Annotated in this window: 19 protein-coding genes; 3 read left to right on the top strand and 16 right to left on the bottom strand. The window is 70.1% G+C overall.

Translation table 11 applies throughout. The features are described 5' to 3' along the window. Nucleotides 1-101 precede the first annotated feature (101 nt). The 8 genes from AC1MFI_RS08175 to AC1MFI_RS08140 all read right to left on the bottom strand — a co-directional run bounded on the left by AC1MFI_RS08175 (nucleotide 102) and on the right by AC1MFI_RS08140 (nucleotide 5807). A complete protein-coding gene (locus AC1MFI_RS08175; protein WP_479820825.1) occupies nucleotides 102-881 on the bottom strand; it encodes an enoyl-CoA hydratase/isomerase family protein in 780 nt (259 codons plus the stop codon). Between the two features lie 53 nt (nucleotides 882-934). After that, complete coding sequence (paaE, locus tag AC1MFI_RS08170; protein ID WP_479820656.1) at nucleotides 935-2065, bottom strand: 1,2-phenylacetyl-CoA epoxidase subunit PaaE; 1131 nt, start codon at nucleotides 2063-2065, stop codon at nucleotides 935-937. Further along, a complete protein-coding gene (paaD, locus tag AC1MFI_RS08165) occupies nucleotides 2065-2577 on the bottom strand; it encodes a 1,2-phenylacetyl-CoA epoxidase subunit PaaD (protein ID WP_479820655.1) in 513 nt (170 codons plus the stop codon). Before paaD ends, paaE begins: the two co-directional genes overlap by 1 nt. After that, complete coding sequence (gene paaC, locus AC1MFI_RS08160; protein WP_479820654.1) at nucleotides 2571-3395, bottom strand: 1,2-phenylacetyl-CoA epoxidase subunit PaaC; 825 nt, start codon at nucleotides 3393-3395, stop codon at nucleotides 2571-2573. Before paaC ends, paaD begins: the two co-directional genes overlap by 7 nt. Then, nucleotides 3392-3643 (bottom strand): 1,2-phenylacetyl-CoA epoxidase subunit PaaB, encoded by a 252-nt coding sequence (gene paaB / locus AC1MFI_RS08155; RefSeq protein WP_479820823.1) that lies wholly within the window; start codon nucleotides 3641-3643, stop codon nucleotides 3392-3394. Before paaB ends, paaC begins: the two co-directional genes overlap by 4 nt. Before the next feature lie 102 nt (nucleotides 3644-3745). Then, nucleotides 3746-4726 (bottom strand): 1,2-phenylacetyl-CoA epoxidase subunit PaaA, encoded by a 981-nt coding sequence (gene paaA / locus AC1MFI_RS08150; RefSeq protein WP_479820652.1) that lies wholly within the window; start codon nucleotides 4724-4726, stop codon nucleotides 3746-3748. A gap of 108 nt (nucleotides 4727-4834) precedes the next feature. After that, the gene (locus AC1MFI_RS08145) at nucleotides 4835-5227 is read right to left on the bottom strand and encodes a DUF7793 family protein (protein ID WP_479820650.1); all 393 of its coding nucleotides are present in this window, start codon (nucleotides 5225-5227) and stop codon (nucleotides 4835-4837) included. Nucleotides 5228-5351: 124 nt separating this feature from the next. Further along, complete coding sequence (locus tag AC1MFI_RS08140) at nucleotides 5352-5807, bottom strand: helicase associated domain-containing protein (protein WP_479820648.1); 456 nt, start codon at nucleotides 5805-5807, stop codon at nucleotides 5352-5354. 115 nt (nucleotides 5808-5922) lie between these two features. Between AC1MFI_RS08140 and AC1MFI_RS08135 the strand changes: the two genes are divergently transcribed. Beyond that, nucleotides 5923-6537 carry a TetR/AcrR family transcriptional regulator gene (locus AC1MFI_RS08135; protein WP_479820646.1) on the top strand — a complete coding sequence of 205 codons (615 nt, stop codon included), beginning with the start codon at nucleotides 5923-5925 and terminating at the stop codon, nucleotides 6535-6537. Nucleotides 6538-6652: 115 nt separating this feature from the next. Beyond that, the gene (locus AC1MFI_RS08130) at nucleotides 6653-6871 is read left to right on the top strand and encodes a hypothetical protein (RefSeq protein ID WP_479820644.1); all 219 of its coding nucleotides are present in this window, start codon (nucleotides 6653-6655) and stop codon (nucleotides 6869-6871) included. A 116-nt stretch (nucleotides 6872-6987) separates the two neighbouring features. On the opposite strand, the gene paaZ is transcribed toward AC1MFI_RS08130, so the two are convergent. The 4 genes from paaZ to AC1MFI_RS08110 are packed head-to-tail and all read right to left on the bottom strand — an operon-like array spanning nucleotide 6988 to nucleotide 11982. Further along, on the bottom strand, nucleotides 6988-9075 hold the full coding sequence (gene paaZ / locus AC1MFI_RS08125) for a phenylacetic acid degradation bifunctional protein PaaZ (RefSeq protein WP_479820643.1): 2088 nt from the start codon (nucleotides 9073-9075) through the stop codon (nucleotides 6988-6990). Nucleotides 9076-9089: 14 nt separating this feature from the next. Continuing rightward, on the bottom strand, nucleotides 9090-10037 hold the full coding sequence (locus AC1MFI_RS08120) for a 3-hydroxyacyl-CoA dehydrogenase family protein (RefSeq protein WP_479820642.1): 948 nt from the start codon (nucleotides 10035-10037) through the stop codon (nucleotides 9090-9092). Further along, entirely contained in the window at nucleotides 10034-10774 is a 741-nt protein-coding gene (locus tag AC1MFI_RS08115; protein WP_479820640.1) for an enoyl-CoA hydratase/isomerase family protein, read from the bottom strand. Before AC1MFI_RS08115 ends, AC1MFI_RS08120 begins: the two co-directional genes overlap by 4 nt. Next, nucleotides 10774-11982, bottom strand: coding sequence for a thiolase family protein (locus AC1MFI_RS08110; RefSeq protein ID WP_479820638.1), 1209 nt, complete (start codon nucleotides 11980-11982; stop codon nucleotides 10774-10776). The genes AC1MFI_RS08115 and AC1MFI_RS08110 overlap by 1 nt, the downstream gene beginning before the upstream one ends. Nucleotides 11983-12182: 200 nt before the next feature. Here AC1MFI_RS08110 and AC1MFI_RS08105 point away from each other — a divergent pair, with 200 nt between their 5' ends. Beyond that, nucleotides 12183-14378: a S9 family peptidase gene (locus tag AC1MFI_RS08105; RefSeq protein ID WP_479820637.1), complete on the top strand. Its 2196-nt coding sequence runs from the start codon at nucleotides 12183-12185 to the stop codon at nucleotides 14376-14378. Here the strand turns inward: AC1MFI_RS08105 and AC1MFI_RS08100 are convergent. Genes AC1MFI_RS08100 through AC1MFI_RS08085 form a run of 4 tightly spaced genes read right to left on the bottom strand, consistent with a single transcriptional unit; the run spans nucleotide 14309 to nucleotide 18754 of the window. Then, nucleotides 14309-15388, bottom strand: coding sequence for a LacI family DNA-binding transcriptional regulator (locus tag AC1MFI_RS08100; protein ID WP_479820635.1), 1080 nt, complete (start codon nucleotides 15386-15388; stop codon nucleotides 14309-14311). The two genes, AC1MFI_RS08105 and AC1MFI_RS08100, sit on opposite strands and share 70 nt — an antisense overlap. Beyond that, nucleotides 15388-16857 carry a GH1 family beta-glucosidase gene (locus AC1MFI_RS08095; RefSeq protein ID WP_479820634.1) on the bottom strand — a complete coding sequence of 490 codons (1470 nt, stop codon included), beginning with the start codon at nucleotides 16855-16857 and terminating at the stop codon, nucleotides 15388-15390. The genes AC1MFI_RS08100 and AC1MFI_RS08095 overlap by 1 nt, the downstream gene beginning before the upstream one ends. Continuing rightward, the gene (locus AC1MFI_RS08090; RefSeq protein ID WP_479820633.1) at nucleotides 16854-17768 is read right to left on the bottom strand and encodes a carbohydrate ABC transporter permease; all 915 of its coding nucleotides are present in this window, start codon (nucleotides 17766-17768) and stop codon (nucleotides 16854-16856) included. The genes AC1MFI_RS08095 and AC1MFI_RS08090 overlap by 4 nt, the downstream gene beginning before the upstream one ends. After that, complete coding sequence (locus tag AC1MFI_RS08085) at nucleotides 17765-18754, bottom strand: carbohydrate ABC transporter permease (RefSeq protein ID WP_479820631.1); 990 nt, start codon at nucleotides 18752-18754, stop codon at nucleotides 17765-17767. The genes AC1MFI_RS08090 and AC1MFI_RS08085 overlap by 4 nt, the downstream gene beginning before the upstream one ends.

Raw genomic sequence — 18754 nt, 5'->3', positions numbered from 1 at the left:
AGATGTGTACAAAACGGCATGACAGGAGTATCGGCCTCGCTGCGCGCGCTGATCGTCCTCCGGCCAGGCGGGTCGGTCGCACCCCGGGGGAACGTCGGGTATCAGGAACCGAAGCGCGGCGCCCGCTTCTCCCGGAACGCCTCGAGGCCCTCCCGGTAGTCGTCCGACCCGCTGAGTGCGCCCTGCACATCGTTCTCCGCGCTGATCGCCTGCCACAGGCCGAGCCGCTCGTCGCGGATCCTGCCGACGAGTTGCTTGGAGGCGACGAGGGCCGGCACCGGCCCGCCGGCGGCGTGCGCGGCCTTGGCCCGCGTGAACTCGAGCAGACCGTTCGCGGGCACGGCGCGGCTGAAGAGTCCGCCGTCAACGGCCTCGGCCCCGCTCATGAGGTCGCCCGTGTACATGAGGTCGAGGGCGCGGTGCGGCCCGAGCCGCTCCGTGAAGAGCCAATGACCGCCCGAATCGAGCACCAGTCCGAGGCTGGCGAACGGCGAACCGATCTTCGCGTCCTCCGCGACGTACACGACGTCGGTGGCGATCAGCAGGCCCAGCCCGACGCCGAGGCACGCACCCTGCGCCGCGGCGAACGTCGGTGCCGGGAAGTCCGCCATCGTCCGCAGCAGGGGACTCACGGTGGTATCGAGGAATCCGTAGGCGTCGTCGGCCCCCGGTTCGATCGATCCGAGGTTCCGGCCCGCACAGAACGCGCGCCCCTCCCCCCGCAGCACGAGAGCCCGGACCGTGCCCTCGCGGACGCCGGCTGCGGCGTCGTCGTAGGCCGACGAGAGGTCGGCGAGCGCCTGCTCGTCCACCGCGTTGAGCCGGGAGGGCGCATCGAGCACCACCTCGGCGATACCGTTCGCGATCGTGAGGCGGATCATGCCGTTGTCCGCATCCGGGGGCGACGGCGTCGTGGGGGCGGCCATGATTGCTCCTAGGCGTCGTAGTCGACGGACACGGCGTCGCTGGTCGGGTGGGCCTGGCAGGTGAGGACGAAACCTTCGGCGACCTCGTCGGGCTCGAGCGCATAGTTCTCCTGCATCTCCACCGTTCCCTCGACCACCTTCGCCCGGCACGTTCCGCAGACTCCGCCCGCGCAGGCGAAGGGCACATCCGGCCGAACCCGGAGCGCGGCGTTGAGGATGGACTCGCGCGCGTGGGTGGGGCTCTGCACCGATCCGCGCAGCCCGTCGAGGTTGAAGGAGATGGTGTAGTTCTCGCCGTTCCCGGCCGGGGCTACCGGCCGGCCGATGCTGCCCTCCGGACGGGCAGGCTCCCCGGTGGTGAAGAGCTCGAACCGCACCCTGTCGGCAGGTACGCCCCGCGCGGCCAGGACGTCCCTGCACAGCTGCACGAGGTCGAAGGGGCCGCACAGGAACCATTCGTCCACGTGCTCGGCGGCGACCACCGTGCCGAGCAGTTTCTCCAGCTTCTCGGCGTCGATCCGCCCGGACAGCAGGGGTGAGATCCGCTGCTCCCGGGACAACACGTGATGCAGTGCGAAGCGGGCCGGGTAGCGATCCTTCAGATCGGCCAGTTCCTCGAGGAACATGACATCCATTGCCGCACGGTTCGCGTAGATGAGGTCGAAGCGGACGTTCGGGCCGCTCGCGAGCATGGACCGGGCGATGGCGATCACCGGCGTGATGCCGGACCCGGCCGCGACGGCGACGAGTGAGAGCGCCTGCTGCCCCGGAGTGGTCTGCGGTGTGAACTGCCCGAGAGGGCTCATCACGTCGAGGGCGTCCCCTGCCTTCAGGGTCTCGTTCACCCACGTCGAGAAGACCCCGCCGAGGTCCCGCTTCACCGCGACGCGCAGCTCCCCGGGGCGCGGGTCGGCGCAGATCGAGTAGTTGCGCCGGATCTCCTTCGGTTCACCGTCGACCTCGAGCAGGGCGCGCAGTGCGACGTACTGCCCGGGCAGGTAGTCGTACTTCTCCTGCAGCTCAGGGGGCACCTCGAGCGTGACCTCGACGGCGTCCTCCGTCAGCCGGCGCACGCCGCTCACGGTCAGTCGGTGAAAGGCGCTGCGCCGCCTGGTCGAGGGGGCGAGGACAACGGCCATCAGTGCACCTTGAAGTAGTCGAAGGGTTCCCGGCAGTCGGTGCACACGTAGAGCGCCTTGCAGGACGTGGATCCGAAGCGGGTCATCTCGCGCGTATTCAGGGACGAGCACTGGGGGCACTTGACGCTCAGCCCGATCCGCACCGGGCCGGTCGCCGCCGTCCCCGAGGGAGGCGCGATGCCGTACGCCGAGAGCTTGGCCTTGCCGCCGTCGCTGAGCCAGTCCGTGGTCCAGGCCGGTGCGAGCACCAGGCGGACGACGACGTCGTCGTATCCGCCTCCGTGGAGCGCAGCCGCCACGTCATCCCGGATGGCGTCCATGGCCGGGCAGCCCGAGTACGTCGGGGTGATGGTGACGAGCACCTGGCCCGACTCCGTGACACGCGCGTCCCGCAGCACGCCGAGGTCCTCGATCGTGAGGACGGGGATCTCCGGGTCGCAGACGGTGGCGGCGATGTTCCAGACCTCGGCGTCGGGCGTGGCGGAGGGGCGCGGCCCCGTGACGGTCACCACGACGCTCCCGGATGCTCGCGGGCGAGGACCTGGAGCTCGGCGAGGATGTACCCGAGGTGCTCGCTGTGACGTCCGAGCCGCCCACCGCCCACGGCCCCGGGTACCGCGGGAAGCGCGAGCTCGGCCTCGTCGAGGACGCGCTGCACGGCGGCGTCGAAGGACGCCCGGAGGGTGCTGGGACGGACCCCGGCGTCGCCCACCGCGTCGACGAGCGGGTAGTCGGTGAACAGCTCGTCCACGTAGGGCCACGTCAGCTCGAGTCCGGCGATCATGCGGCGGCGGGATTCGTCGGTGCCGAGGGCGAGGCGGAGGAGCCACTGGATGCTGTGGTCGCGGTGGTAGTCCACCTCCTTGACGGCCTTCGCGGCGATCGCGGCGAGCGTCGCATCGCTCGAGTGGACAAGGCGTGAATACAGCTCCCACTGGTAGAGCGCGACGGCGAACTGCCGCGCTATCGTGCGGGCGAAATCGCCGTTGGGCTGCTCGACGAGGTGCACCGAACGGAACTCGGGCTCGCGTCGGAAGTAGGCGAGATCATCCTCGGTCCTGTCCCATGCACGGCCGGCGTAGGTCAGGAAGGACCGCGCATGGCCGATCTGGTCCAGCGCGATGTTCGCGAGGGCCACGTCCTCCTCGAGTTCGGGAGCGCGTGAGATCCACCAGCCGAGGCGCTGCGCCAGGATCAGGGCGTCGTCGCCGAGCCACAGCGCGTACTGCCCGACGGCCTCGCCGGGCTTCGTCTCCAGCAGCGCGATGTCCTCCGGGCGCAGCGCGTTGCCCGGCGTGATGCGCGTGGCGCTGGCGTCGGCCTCGCTCACAGGTGCTTCACCCCCTCGCTCTTGGTGTAGTACGTGGCGTGGCGGTAGTCCTTGCCCTGCGGCGACTCGAAGAAGGTGTCCTTCGCATCGGGATCGCTTGTGATGATCGCGGCCGCAGGGACCACCCAGAGGCTCACGCCCTCGTTGCGCCGCGTGTACAGGTCGCGGGCGTTGCGCACCGCCATCTCGGCGTCGGGGGCGTGCAGCGACCCCGCATGGACGTGCGAGAGGCCGCGCGACGACCGCACGAAGACCTCCCAGAGCGGCCAGGCTGCGCGCGTCCGGTGCGGCTCCGACGACGGCGCCGTCGCCGTCGCCCCGTCGTCGCCCGTCGTCGATCCCCCGGTCACCTAGGCCACCTCCGCCGTCGTGAGGGCCCGCTTCGCCGCGTAGGCCGCCGCGGCGTCGCGCACCCAGGCGCCCTCTTCGTGGGCCTCACGGCGCCGCTCCATACGCTGCGCGTTGCAGGGACCGCGACCGGCGAGGACCTCCTTGAACTCGTTCCAGTCCAGTGGCCCGTGCTCCCAGCGGCCGGCCTCCCCGTTGTAGCGGACGTCCGCGTCGGGCAGGTCGAGGCCGAGGACCTTGATCTGCTCCACCACCATCCCCACGAAGCGGGAGCGCAGCTCGTCGTTGGAGAACCGCTTGATGTTCCACTCCATGGATTTCCGCGAGTTCGGCGACTCCTCGTCCGGGGGCCCGAACATCATGAGCGACGGGGCGTACCAGCGGTCGACGGCGTCCTGCGCCATCGACCGCTGCTCGGGAGTCCCGCTCGCGAGCTCGAGGAGGATCTCGAACCCCTGCCGCTGGTGGAAGGACTCCTCCTTGCAGATGCGGACCATCGCGCGCCCGTAGGGTCCGTAGGACGCGCGGCACAGGGGCACCTGGTTGCAGATGGCGGCGCCGTCGACGAGCCAGCCGATCGCACCGATGTCGGCCCACGTCAGGACGGGGTAGTTGAAGATGCTCGAATAGCGCGCCCTGCCTGCGATGAGGTCCTCGGTCATCTGGTCGCGGGAGGTCCCGAGGGTCTCTGCCGCCGAGTAGAGATAGAGTCCGTGCCCGGCCTCGTCCTGGACCTTGGCCATGAGGACGGCCTTGCGTTTGAGCGACGGCGCCCGGGTGATCCAGTTCGCCTCCGGCTGCATGCCGATGATCTCGGAGTGCGCGTGCTGGGAGATCTGGCGGGTCAGGGACCTGCGGTAGTCGGCGGGCATCCAGTCACGGGGTTCCACGCGGGAGTCCCGGGCGATGAGCTCGTCGAAGAGCCGCTCGCCGGCGGCGTCGGAGTCCGCGCGGTGTCCTGCGTCGATTGCCGTAGACGTCATGGTGCCTGCCTCGCTCGTCGGGACGCCCGGACTAATTACCGACCGTTCGTTCAGTATAAGGAGGCGGTGGAGCGCCGGTCAACGGCGCGCGGCGCCGTCCCGCGCGGCTTACTCGTCCTCGCGCGCCGTGCGCGCCGCAAGGGAGGCCTGCAGCCACTCCCGGGCGCTCGACTCCGAGGTGAAGAACCGGGTGGCGTGCACGGCCTTGCAGGCTCCGGCGGCCAGGACCTCGTCCATGGGCCCCTCTCCCACGAGTGCCGCCGCCACCACGAGCACCTCGGAATTGAACACGGCCCGGGCACCTGGAGGAAGGTCGATGATGCTCGTCATGTGGACGAGGATCGCGTAGGGGGCGCCTGCGGACATCAGCCTGCTCGCGGCGAGGACGGCACGGGCGTCGTCGGGCGTGATGCCTACCCGCGCGCTCCACCGGAGCCGCTGGATCTCGGGTGCCACCAGCGTGAGCGTCGCCTTGCCGCCCGCCGCCACCAGGGTTCCCATGTCTTCCCCTCGGATGAGCAGTGCGGCAGGGGGTCTTGCGCTGCATGTGCGCAGAAACTATCACGGGTACGGGCGGCACGACAGGGCCCACCCGGCCGGACCGGGCGCTTGAACCGTTCCGGCCTCAGGCCATGTGCGCGAACTCGCGCGCGCCCCGGCTCCCGGCGGCCTCGAGGATGCCGCGCAGGGCCTCGGCCGGCGCCGTTGCAGAGGTACGGCCCGCCAGTTGCGCATGCATCCAGGCCGCGAGCCGCTTCTCACCCGCGGACGCAGGAGAGGTCAGGGACGGGAGCCGCGACTCCTCCTCGAGGAACTCCGCGATGCTGGCGACCTTCAGCCAGGCCGCACCGGTGCGCGGGTCGGCATTCCCCTCCCCCGCAGCGAGCAGACCTGCTGAGCGGAGCTGCTCGACGCGGGTGCCGTCGAGCCGGCCGGCGCGGACGGCCTTGCGCTGTTCGTCCAGCCACAGAGCCAACCGGTGCTCCCCAGGGGTCGAGGCCCGGGGGGACGGCTCCCGGCCCTCCCCGGAGATGAAGATCGCGAGTGCCCGGAGTCGGAGCTCCCAGGATGTGGTCGGCACGTCAGCGCCCTCTCAGAGGTCAAGCAGGATGGTACTAGTAAGGCTACTACCATCTAGACAGGCTAACTATCCTTGACGCGCCGGGCCGCCCGAACGGTCATGCGAAAATGGCCGTATGACTGCCACAGGGTCCACGCCGACGTCGACCGCCCGGCGGGGCCGGCCGGGCTACGACCAGCAGTCGGTCCTCGCCGTCGCGGTCGCCGCCTTCAACCGCCACGGATACGAGGCGACGTCGATGGGCATGCTGGCCGAGGACCTCGGCATCAGCAAGTCCGCCATCTACCACCACGTACCGTCCAAGGGCGACCTGCTGCGGCTCGCGCTCGACCATGCGCTCGGGGGGCTGGAGGCGGTGCTCGAGGACGGCCGGGCGGGTTCCGGTCCTGCCGATGCCCGTCTCGAGTTCGTGCTTCGCGGAACGATCGCCGTCCTGACCGAGCGGCTCCCGTTCGTCACCCTCCTGCTGCGGCTGCGGGGCAATACGGAGGTGGAGCGCGAGGCACTGGACAGGCGGCGGACTTTCGACCGCGAGGTGTCGGCGCTCGTCGACGCGGCCCGGCACGAGGGCTCCATCCGCAAGGACATCGACCCCCGGACCACGACGCGCCTGATCTTCGGGACGATCAACTCCATCGTCGAGTGGTACCGGCCCGGCGGCCCCCTGACGGCGGAGAAACTGGCCGACGACGTCATCGGCATGGTGTTCGACGGGCTCCACCGGCGCTGACCGCGCGTAGTCGTCGGACCGGCGCCCTCAGGGGATCGAAGCCGTCCACCTACGCGCCCAGGGCACGCCGAACCCCTCACCGACGCGTCACGCTGCTCGCACGGACGTCGTGGAAGTGCCGACGAACCGTGGCGGAGTCGCCCGTACGCGCGGCACCAGTAGCCCGGCTCCCACCGGGGCCCATGAGCAGGGAAGGGCGGTCCGGATCGCTCGCTGGATCTCCGCGCTGGAGGGCTACGACGGCGACAGGGTGGCGGCGCTGGCGGCGGGCACGGACGTGGCCTGCACCAGCGCGGCGCGGCAGCGCGGACTGTGGGTGCTGCGCCGACCGTGACTCCTCCACGTGGGCGTCGGTCACGGACGGGCCAGGGCCGGCTTCCACGTCGCGTCCCAGGTGCACGTTGCCGGTGTGGGCCGAGGCAGGAGCGGGCGCCCTCCCGCGGGCGCCGGCTACTTCCGCACGAGGGTCAGGACGTCGTAGGTCGCCACGATCTCGTCCTCCTGGTTCTGTAGCACGGCATCCCAGGCGACCTCGCCGTACTCGTCCGTCTCGCGCGGCGTGATGCGTTTGGCCGTCAGGGTGACGCGGATCGAGTCCCCCGCGGCGACCGGCGTGAGAAAACGCAGGTTCTCGAGGCCGTAGTTGGCGAGGACGGGCCCGGGAGCGGGGTCCACGAAGAGGCCGGCGCCCCAGGAGACCAGCAGGTAGCCGTGCGCCACGATGCCCGGGAAGAACGGATTGGCGGCAGCAGCCTCCTCGTCCGTGTGGGCGTAGAACGTGTCGCCGGTGGTCTCGGCGAACGCGGTGATGTCCTCCAGCGTCACCTGCCGCAGCTCGGACCGGACGGCATCGCCGATCCGCAGCGTCGAGAGGTCCTTCCGGAACGGATGCACGACGTCGAACCTGCGGTCCGCCCCGGCGTGCCACTCCCCCGTGACGGCGGTGAGCATGTTCGGCGACCCCTGCACGGCGGTGCGCTGCATGTGGTGGAGGACCGAGCGCATGCCGCCCAGCTCCTCGCCGCCGCCTGCCCGGCCCGGCCCGCCATGCACCAGGTGCGGGACGGGCGAGCCGTGTCCGGTGGAGGTGCGGGCGTCCTCGCGGTTGAGGATGAGCACCCGCCCGTGGTGCGCGGCGATGCCGAGGACCAGTTCCTGCGCCACGCGCGCATCATCGGTGCAGACCGTCGCGACGAGGGACCCCGAGCCGAGGGTGGCGAGGTGGACGGCGTGGGCGAGGTCGCTGTAGCCGATGACCGATGCGACCGGGCCGAAGGCCTCCACCGAGTGCAGGGCGCCCGCCTCCACGTCCTGCCAGGTGAGCAGCACCGGCTCCATGAACGCACCATCAGGGGCCTTCCCGGAGGTGTTGTCGGCGAGCACGACGTCGGGCGCGTCGAGCGAACCGAAGGCCACCGACGCCCCTCCGTCGATCAGCTCGCGGACGGCGTCCTGCACCCCTTCGAGCTGGGCGAGTGACGCGAGCGCACCCATGGTGACGCCCTCGGCGCGGGGATCACCGAGTGTCACCCGCGACCGGATGCGCTCGCCGGCAGCCCGCACGACGTCGTCGACCAGGGCCTCGGGCACGATGGACCGCCGGATGCCGGTGCACTTCTGGCCCGCCTTCACCGTCATCTCGGTGACGAGGGATTTCACGAAGGCGTCGAACTCCGGCGTCCCGGGGACGGCGTCGGGGCCGAGGATGGCGGCGTTGAGGGAGTCGGTCTCGCAGGTGAAGCGGACGCCTCCCCGCTCCACCGACGGATGTGCCTTGAGGTGGTTCGCGGTCGAGGCGGAGCCGGTGAAGGATACGAGGTCGCGGTAGTCGAGGTGGTCGAGGATGTCGCGGGCCGGTCCGGAGATGAGCTGCAGCGCGCCGTCGGGGAGGATCGCCGAGCCGATGATCAGTTTCACGACGGCGGCGGTGAGGAACCCGGTGGGTGTCGCGGGCTTGACGATGGTGGGCACGCCGGCGAGGAACGCGGGCGCGAGCTTCTCGAGCATGCCCCACACCGGGAAGTTGAAGGCGTTGATCTGCACCGCGACGCCGGGGATGCGCGTGTGGATGTGCGTCCCGAGGAAGGAGCCGTCCCTGGACAGCACCTCGGGAGGGCCGTCGACGATCACGTGCGAGTTCGGCAGCTCGCGGCGGCCCTTCGATCCGAAGGTGAACAGCACGCCGATGCCGCCGTCGATGTCCACCATCGAGTCGACCCTCGTCGCCCCCGTCCGCGCAGACAGCTCGTACAGCGGCTCACGGTGCGCGTTCAGGTGCTGCGCCAGTTCCTTGAGCTTCAGGGCACGCTCGTGGAACGTGAACCGGCCGAGGGCGGCCTGGCCCGTGGTCCTCGCGTGGCGGACGGCGGCTGCCGTGTCGATGCCGGCGGTGCTGACGACGGCGAGCTCCTCGCCCGTGCTGGCATCGCGCACCACCGTGCCGTCGCCATCGGCCGCCGAGCGCTCCGGCGCCCACCAGGAGTCCTCGAGGAAACTGGGGACGACATCGATCTGTACTCGTTCCGGGGCGGTTGTCATGGTCCGCTCGCCTTTCACTGGTGCTGCGGGGATGGGTCCGGGCGCGTACCGGACGGGAGGTGGTCGGTCGATGGAACAGCAGGCGACGGGGAGGCAGGCGACGGCGGGGCGACGTCCCAGGCGAAGAAGCCGCGGCCGCTCTTGCGCCCGACCTCGCCCCGCGCCACCTTCTCGCGCAGGATCGCCGGTGGGGCGAAGCGCGGCCCGAGGGTGGATTCGAGGTACTCGGCGATGCCGAGGCGGACATCGAGCCCCACGATGTCCGTGGTGCGCAGCGGGCCGACCGGGTGCCTGTAGCCGAGGACCATGGCGGCGTCGATGTCCTCGGCCGACGCCACGCCCTCCTCCAGCATCCGCATGGCCTCGAGCGCGATGGCCACCCCGAGGCGCGAGCTCGCGAACCCGGGGGTGTTCCGCACGACGACGGGCGTCTTGCCGAGCTTCGTCACCCAGGACCGCGTCTCCGCCTCGAGCTCGGCCGACGTGCGGGCCCCCAGGACCACCTCGATCAGGGCCGATGCGGGCACGGGGTTGAAGAAGTGGAGGCCGCAGAAGCGCTCCGGGCGGCGCAGCGCGTCCGCGAGCGCGTCGACCGAGAGGGACGACGTGTTCGTCGCGAGCCACGCGCCGTCGTCGAGCACATCCTCGACGGCGCGGAGCGCGGCGCGCTTCAGGGGGAGGTCCTCCGGGACGGCCTCGACGACGAGGGCGCAGGGGCTGAAGGCCGCGTAGTCCGTCGACACCGAGACGCGGGCCTCGAGATCCGCGAGCGTGGCCGTCGTCGCCCCTCGTTCCACGCTGCGTGCGAAGGCCTCCCGGACGCGGTCGAGGCCGGCCGCCACCGAGGCGTCGTCCCGTTCGACGACGACGACGTCGGATCCGGCGAGGCAGAAGGCGTGGGCGATGCCCGCTCCCATGCGTCCGCCCCCCAGCACGCCGACGCGGTGGGGGAAGCCGCTCATGAGTCCTTCTTCCGGTCGAGGAAACGCTGCATGCGCTCGAACTTCGCCGCGGACTCGAAGAGCACCGCCTGCGCGAGCTGATCGATCACGGGATGCGCGTCGCGTGGCGCGTGGAACACGCTCTTGGTGATCCTGACGGCGAGCGGGTCCAGCCGGCCGATCCGGTCCGCGAGCTCGTGCGCGGCCTGGAGGAGGTCCTCGGGGGCATGGATCGCGGTGACGAGTCGCGCGGCGAGGGCTTCCTCGGCCGAGAGGATCCGCCCGGCGAGGAGGATCTCCAGGGCGAGCGGCTCCCCCACGAGTTCCTTGAGCCGCCAGGTGGCACCGGCGGCGGGCAGGATGCCGAGGCCGGTCTCCGGGTTGCCGATCCTCAGGCGGGGCGTCGCAAGGCGGAAGTCCGCGGCGAGGGCCAGTTCCGCCCCACCGCCGAGGGCAAAGCCGTCGAGGGCCGCGATGACGGGCATGGGGAGCTTCGCGATCCGCGCGAAGAGTGTCGAGTTGATGCCCGCCAGCGCATCGTCACGCCTGCGTTCCCGCAGCTCCGCGATATCGGCGCCGGACGCGAAGACGCCCTCCGCCCCGGTGAGGATGAGCATCCGTGGTTCGCGCTCCAGGCCTTCGCACACCGCATGCAGGTCGTCCACCATCCGACGGTCGATCGCGTTGCGCACCTCCGGCCGGTGCAGTGCGACGACGAGGCGGTCCGGGCCCTCGGTCAGTTCCAGCGACGCGTGCATCACACGGCCTCGATGAGCATGGCGGTACCCTGTCCGACGCCGACGCACAGGGTCGCGAGGCCGAGGCGCCGGGACGGTCCGGAGAGCTCGCGTTCCATCCTGCCTAGCAGGGTGACGGCGATCCGGGCGCCCGAGGAACCGAGCGGGTGCCCGAGGGCAATGGCGCCGCCGTCGCGGTTCACGATCTCCTCGTCGAGTCCGAGGCGCCGGATGCACGCGAGCGACTGTGCGGCGAAGGCCTCGTTGAGTTCGACGGCGCCGAGGTCGGCGACGGTGAGCCCCGTGCGCTCGAGGACCCTGTGCGTCGCCGGCACGGGACCGATGCCCATGATCTCCGGCGGGACACCCGCTGACGCCCCGTCGAGGATCCGGGCGCGGGGGGTCAGCCCGTACCGCCCGATGGCGGCCTCGGAGGCGACGACGACGGCCGAGGCGCCGTCGTTCAGCGAGCTCGAATTCCCGGCCGTGACGATGCCGTCGGGGCGGACCACGGGGCGGAGCCGGGCGAGGACCTCGAGGGTGGTGTCCGCCCGGGGTCCCTCGTCCGTGTCCACTGAGAAGGACGTCCTCCCGCGGTTGACCTGCACGGGCACGATCTCGTCGCCGAACCGTCCCGCCTCCATCGCCGCGAGTGCGCGCTGGTGGGATCGCAGCGCGAAGGCGTCGGCGTCGTCGCGCGTGATGCGATCCAGCGCCGCGAGCTCCTCCGCCGTCTCCGGCATGGAAGAGGTGGCCTTGTCCCTGGCGGCGAGCAACGGGTTGGTGAAGCGCCAGCCGATCGAGGTGTCGAACACGGCGCCCGGCGTGGCGAACGCCCTGTCGGGCTTCTCCATGACCCACGGCGCGCGGCTCATGGACTCGACCCCGCCGGCCACCACGACATCCGCGGCTCCCGCCTTGACCATGTGGGAGGCCATGATGATGGCCGAGAGGCCGGAGGCGCAGAGCCGGTTGACGGTGATGCCGGGGACGCTGTCGGGGAAGCCCGCGAGCAGCGCCGCGAGCCGGGCCACATTGCGGTTCTCCTCGCCCGCTCCGTTGGCGTTGCCGAGGATCACCTCGTCGACGGTGGCCGGATCGGCGCCGGCACGCTGGATGACGGCGGACAGCACCAGGGCGGCGAGATCGTCGGGGCGGACGCCGGAGAGCGCTCCGCCGTAGCGGCCCACCGGCGTGCGGACGCCGCCCACCAGGAAAGCCTCGGCCATCTTCGTCTCCCTCGTCGTCTCCGGTCCGTCGGCGAATTACCGAACGTTCGTTCTGTAAAAAGCCAGCTCCAGAATTGCATGCCCACCCGGGACGGTCAACCGGGTGCTCCTGCAGGGATCGGCAGGAGCATCGGCAGGGGTATCGGCAGGGGTATCGGCCGGGCATCGCCCGCCGGACCGGCAGTGGCAAGATGGGAACCATGACCGTTGATGCCACCGCACCCGTCGTCCCCGTCCCGCCCCCGGCCAGGAAGGTGCCCCACCTGCGCACGCACCACGGCGATACGTTCGTGGACGCCTACGAGTGGATGCGCGAGAAGGAGAGCCCCGAGCTGATCGACTACCTCAAGCGCGAGAACGAGTACACGGACGCCGTCACGCGTGACCAGGAGCCGTTGCGCGAGGCGATCTTCAACGAGATCAAGGACCGCACGCAGGAGACCGACCTGTCCGTCCCCGCCCGCAAGAAGGGCTGGTGGTACTACTCGCGCACGGAGGAGGGGAAGCAGTACGGCATCCAGTGCCGCGTGGCCGCCGAGGACACGGGGGATCTCGGCCGTGACTGGACGCCGCCCGAGGTGGTCGCCGGGCGGCCCGTCCCCGGCGAGCAGGTCCTGCTCGACGGCAACGAACTCGCCGAGGGCAAGCCGTTCTTCTCCCTGGGAGGGATGTCCGTCACCGAGGACGGCACCCTGCTCGCCTATTGCGAGGACAACGCCGGCGACGAGCGCTTCACGCTGCGCATCAAGGATCTCGGAACCGGGGCGCTCCTTCCCGACGAGGTGCCGAACATCTTCTACGGTCTGTCCTTCTCGCCCGACGGCTCGCGCGTCTACTACACGGTCGTCGACGACTCCTGGCGCCCGTACCAGGTGCGGGCGCACACGCTGGGCACGCCCGTGGCGGACGACGTCGTCGTGTACCAGGAGGACGACGTCGCCCTGTGGACGGGCTTCGAGGTATCGGCGGACCGGACGCAACTGCTCATCAGCATCGGCTGCTCGGAGTACAGCGAGTACCGCGTCCTCGATCTCTCCCGGCCGGAGGGCGGGCTCACCACGCTGATCCCGCGCGACGAGCGCATCCTCTACGACGCCGAACCCGTCAGCATCGGCGGCGTCCCGCACTACCTGCTGACCCATGACCGCGGCGCGAAGAACTCCATGGTGAGCCTGGTCGCTGCCGCGGAGTTCTCGCGGCCGCTCGCCGAGCAGGCGTGGACGACGGTCGTCCCGCACGACGACGACGTGCGCGTGAACGGCGTGGCGGTCACCCGCACCCACCTGGTGCTGTCCGTGCGGAAGGACACCATCGAGCGCGTTCAGGTCCTCCCGATCGCCGGCCTCGGGACGCCGGACCAGGGGCTGCCGACGGAACCGGACTTCGACGAGGAGCTCTTCACGAGCAACCTCGCCAATGCCGAGTTCGACTCCCCGATCATCCGGCTGTCCTACGCCTCCTACCTCACTCCCCCGCGCGTCTACGACTACGTCCTCGAGGGCGGCTCATTGGAGCTGCGCAAGGAGACGGAGGTGCGCGGCGGCTACGACCCCGCCGACTACGTCGCCGAACGGCAGTGGGCGCCCGCCGCCGACGGGACGCTGATCCCGCTCTCCGTCGTCCGCCGTGCGGACCTCGCACAGGACGGCACCCATCCCGCCGTGATCTACGCCTACGGGAGCTACGAGGCCAGCATGGACCCGGCGTTCTCGATCGCCCGGCTTTCCCTGCTGGACCGGGGCATCATCTTCGTCACCGCGCACATCCGCGGAGGCGGCGAGATGGGCCGCAGCTGGTACGAGCAGGGCAAGAAGCTGGCCAAGAAGAACACCTTCACGGACTTCGTCGACGCCACGACCCATCTGGTCACCTCGGGCTGGGTCGATGCCGGGCGGATCGCCGCGATGGGCGGGTCCGCGGGTGGCCTGCTCATGGGCGCCGTCGCCAACCTCGCACCGGAGAAGTACCGGGCGATCGTGGCGCAGGTACCCTTCGTGGACGCCCTGACGACGATCCTCGACCCGGAACTGCCGCTCTCGGCCCTCGAGTGGGAGGAGTGGGGCAATCCCATCACGGACCCCGAGGTGTACCGCTACATGAAGGAGTACACCCCGTACGAGAACGTGCGGCCCGTGGCGTATCCGCGGATCGCCGCCGTGACGAGCTACAACGACACGCGGGTGCTGTACGTGGAACCCGCGAAGTGGGTCGCGCAGCTCCGCGAGACGACCACCGGCACCGAGCCGATCGTCCTGAAGACGGAGATGGACGGCGGGCACGGCGGGGCGAGCGGACGGTACTCGCGCTGGCGCGACGTCGCGTGGGACTACGCGTTCGCCGCGGATGCCGTGGGAGCCACCGAGGTGCTGGCGCGTTCCACGAGCTCCGTCGAGTAGACGACCGGCTCCGGGTGCGAGCCCGGAGCCTCGATCTCCTCGAGGAGCATCGACCCCGCCTTCACGGCCATCTCGACCATGGGCTGCGTGATGGTGGTGAGCGGCGTCGGCGCCGTCTCGGCCACCGCGTGGTTGTCATAGCCCATCAGTGCGATATCCCCGGGGACCGTCTTGCCCGCGGCGTGGATGACCTCCATGACGCCGAGCGCCATGAGGTCCGACGCCGCGAAGATCCCGTCGATATCCGGATGCTCGGCCAGCAGCCTGCGTGCTGCCACGGCGGCGCCGTCCGTGGTGAAGTCCGCGTGGACCACGGGGCCCTCGGGCAGGCCCGCTTCGGCGAGGCCGGTCCTCCACCCGCGCAGGCGGTCGACGGCGGCGGTCATGTCCGCAGGACCGGCGACCGTCGCAAGGCGCCGCCGGCCGATGCTCGCCAGATGCTGCGCGGCAAGGCGTCCGCCCCCGACGTTGTCGGTGTCCACATATGTCACGTCGTAGGTCGTGTCCCACGGCCGACCGATGAAGATGGTCGGGAGGCCCGTCTGCGCCAGCGACCTCGCCCAGGAGTCGGACTTGTGGTGCGAGACCACGATGGCGCCGTCGACGTGCCCGCCCCGCAGGTAGCGGAGGGTGCGGGACGAGTCGTCGTGGGTCCTCGACATCAGCAGCACCAGCTGCACGTCGGTCTCCCGGAGCGCCTCCGTGATGCCGGTGATGACGACGGCGAAGAAGGGATCCATCATGACGCGGACGTCCGGCTCCGGGATGACCAGGGCTATCGAGGACGTGCGGCGCGTCACCAGGCTCCGCGCCGCCCTGTTCGGGATGTACCCGAGGTCGACGACGGCACGGTCCACCGCCGCCTGGGCCTCAGGGCTGACGCGGTCCCCTCCGTTGATCGCTCGCGATGCGGTGGATCGCGAGACGCCGGCAGCCCGTGCAAGATCCTCGAGCGTGGGGCTCGGGCGGTGCGCGGCCTGGCGCAGCGATCGGGGCGGGGAGGCGTTCATCACCTCGACAATACGACACCCTCCTTCTGGGAGCCCGTGGCCGCGTTCTTGTCAGGCAGCACGTTGGAGGCAGCGAGACGCGCGTACCACAGGGCACTCGCCTTCGGGATGCGCTCCTGCGTCTCGTAGTCCACGCGCACGAGGCCGAAGCGCTGGTGGTATCCCCAGGCCCACTCGAAGTTGTCCATGAGCGACCACGCAAGGTAGCCGCGGAGGTCCACACCGTCGTCGATCGCGTCCTTCATGGCCCGCACGTGGACCTCGAAGAAGCCGAGGCGGTCCTGGTCGTCGACGAAGCCGTCGGCGTCCGGGACGTCGTTGTAGGCGGCGCCGTTCTCCGTGATGTAGATCGGGATGCCGGCCGGCCCGGTGTAGTCGTCCTGCAGCCGGTTCAGGAGGCGGCGGAGCCCATCGGGCTGCACCTCCCAGTCCATCGCAGTCACGGGCAGCCCGCGCGGTACCGAACGCACGCCGTGCGCAGCGACGTAGGGCGAGGAGACCGGGCGTTCGAGCGGTGCGTGGCCCTCCTGCGGGGCGGCCTCGCCGGACGGCTCCTTGGTCACGGCCTCGCCGTGGTAGTAGTTCACGCCGAGCACGTCGATCGGGGTCGCGATGATCTCCAGATCGCCCGCACGGATGTGATCGGTCAGCCCCAGATGCTCGACGTCCTGGAGGACGTCCTCGGGGTAGGCGCCCCGCAGCACGGGGTCGAGGAAGATGCGGTTGAACTGTCCGTCGATGCGGCGGGCGGCATCGCGATCCGCCTCGCTCGAGGGGTCGAGGGGGTCCGGCACCGTCAGGTTCAGGGTGATGCCGAGCGTCGCGTCCGCATCACGGCGGCGCAGTTCCTGCGTCGCGAGCCCGTGTCCGAGCAGGAGGTGGTGCGCAGCCGCGAGGGCCGCCGTCGGCTCCTGCCGTCCCGGTGCGTGCACGCCGGCCGCGTACCCGAGGAAGGCCGCGCACCAGGGCTCGTTGAGGGTGGTCCAGATGCGGACGCGATCGCCGAGGGCCTCGTGCATCACCGCTGCGTACTCGGCGAAGCGGTAGGCGGTGTCGCGGTTGGTCCAGCCGCCCTTGTCCTCGAGGGCCTGCGGGAGGTCCCAGTGGTAGAGGGTGAGCCACGGCTTGATGCCGGCCTCGAGAAGCTGGTCCACGAGCGTGGAGTAGAAGCGGATGCCCTCCACATTGGGGGTGACGCCGTCGGCCATGCAGCGGGACCACGACGTCGAGAAGCGGTACGCCTGCAGGTTGAGGCTCTTCATGAGCGCGACGTCGTCCGCCGAGCGGTGGTAGTGGTCGCACGCCACGTCGCCGTTGTGTGCATCCGCCACGGCTCCCGGGACCCTGGCGAACGTGTCCCAGATGGACGGCCCCCTGCCGCCCTCCTGGGCCCCGCCCTCGATCTGGTAGGCGGCGGTGGCCGCTCCCCAGAGGAAACCCTCGGGGAAGGTGATGTCGGTGCTGCTCATCCTTTGACTGCTCCTTGCATGATTCCTGAAACGAGTTGGCGTCCCGCTACGGCGAAGAGAAGCAGCAGGGGGATGGTGGACAGCACTGCTCCGGCGAGCACGATCGAGTAGTCGACGAAGTGCGCTGCCTGAAGCAGTTGCAGTGCCACCGGGAGGGTGGGATTGGACGGATCCAGCACGATGAACGGCCAGAAGAAGTTGGTCCAAGTCGCCACGAACGTGAAGAGAGCCAGCATCGCCGCTGCCGGCCGTGCGGCCGGGAGCCCAACGTACCAGAAGGCCTGGATCATGGACGCGCCGTCGATCCGGACTGCCTCGATGAGCTCGTCCGGCAGGGCGTCCCGCAGGTACTGCGTCATCCAGAAGACGCCGAAGGCCGTGACCACGCCAGGGACGATGACCGCCCAGAGCGAGCCCGTCCAACCGAGCTTCGCCATGACGATGAACAGCGGCACCACGCCCAGCTGGGTGGGAACGGCCATCGTCGCGATCACGAAGACGAGCAGGCCCTTACTGCCCCGGAAGCGGAGTTTGGCGAAGGCGAAGCCGGCGAGGGTGGAGAACAGCACCACGGACGCCGCCGTCACGGTGGAGACGATGATGCTGTTGCCGAGTGCTTTCCAGAACGGGATGCTGTCCAGCACGGTGGCCGCGTTGGCGAAGAAATTGCCACCCGGCAGCAAGGGGACACCCTTGCTGATCACCGAGCTGTCATGGCTCCCCACGAGGAAGGACCACCAGAGCGGGAACAGCGAGCCGAGGATGACCGCCCCGAGGAATCCATAGGTCAGGAAGCCCGGGCGCCGCATGGTACCGCCCGCAGCGCCGCGGCGCTTGGCGCCGAGCCCGCGCTGGGCCGCGCGGGCAGCGCCCTTGCCTGCGGTCTGCTCGATCATGGGGATGGAGCTCATCGTCGGCCTCCCTGGCTTGCGATGCGGCGGGTGATGAGGAAGTTGGCCATCGCGATGATGACGATGATCAGGAACAGGAGCCAGGCGACAGCCGAGGCCCTGCCGAAGTTGCGCTGGCCCCAGCCGAGCTCCCAGATGTACATGGTGAGCGTCTGCCATTGCCGGTCAGCCCCGCCGAGGCCCGCCTGGTCGAAGACCCTGGCCTCGTCGAAGATCTGGAGTCCGCCGATGGTGGCGGTGATGACCACGAAGATGATGGTCGGGCGCAGCATGGGGACGGTGACGGAGAAGAATTGCCGGAGCCGCCCGGCACCGTCGATGGTCGCCGCCTCGTAGACGTCACGGGGGATGGCCTGCATGGCGGCGAGGAAGATGAGGGCGTTGTAGCCCGTCCAGCGGAAGTTGACCATCGTCGCGATGGCCGTGTGACTCGCGAGCGAGTCGGCGTGCCAGCGGACCGGGTCCAGCCCGATCCCCGTCAACAGCTCGTTGAACAGGCCTGCCTGGTCAGCGAAGAGGTTGTTGAAGATCAACCCGACGGCCACGGGGGCCACCACGAAAGGTACGAGGACGCCCATCCGCCAGAACGTCTTGGCCCTCAGGTTGGCGTCGAGCACCGCCGCGATGGCGATGGCGAGGACTACCTGCGGGACGGACGAGAGGAGGAAGATGCTGAACGTATTGCCTACGGCATTCCAGAAGAACGGCTGCGAGAGCACGAACTGGAAATTCTCGAGCCCCGTGAACGCGCCCTGGCCACCGATGAGGTTCCAGTTGTGGAGCGAGACCCATGCGGTGTAGAGCAGGGGGAACAGGCCCGTGATGGCGAAGAGCACGAAGAACGGCGAGATGTAGATATACGGGGACAGCTTGACGTCCCACTTCGAGACCTTCTGGGAGAAGGCCAGCCGCTTCACGCTCTTGTCGCGCGGAGCCTGCCGGTTCGTGTCGGGAGGTGGGGATTGGACCCGGTCCGTGACGGCCAT

It is taken from the genome of Arthrobacter sp. BC5, assembly GCF_056680255.1.
This window is presented reverse-complemented; position numbering and strand designations above follow the sequence as displayed.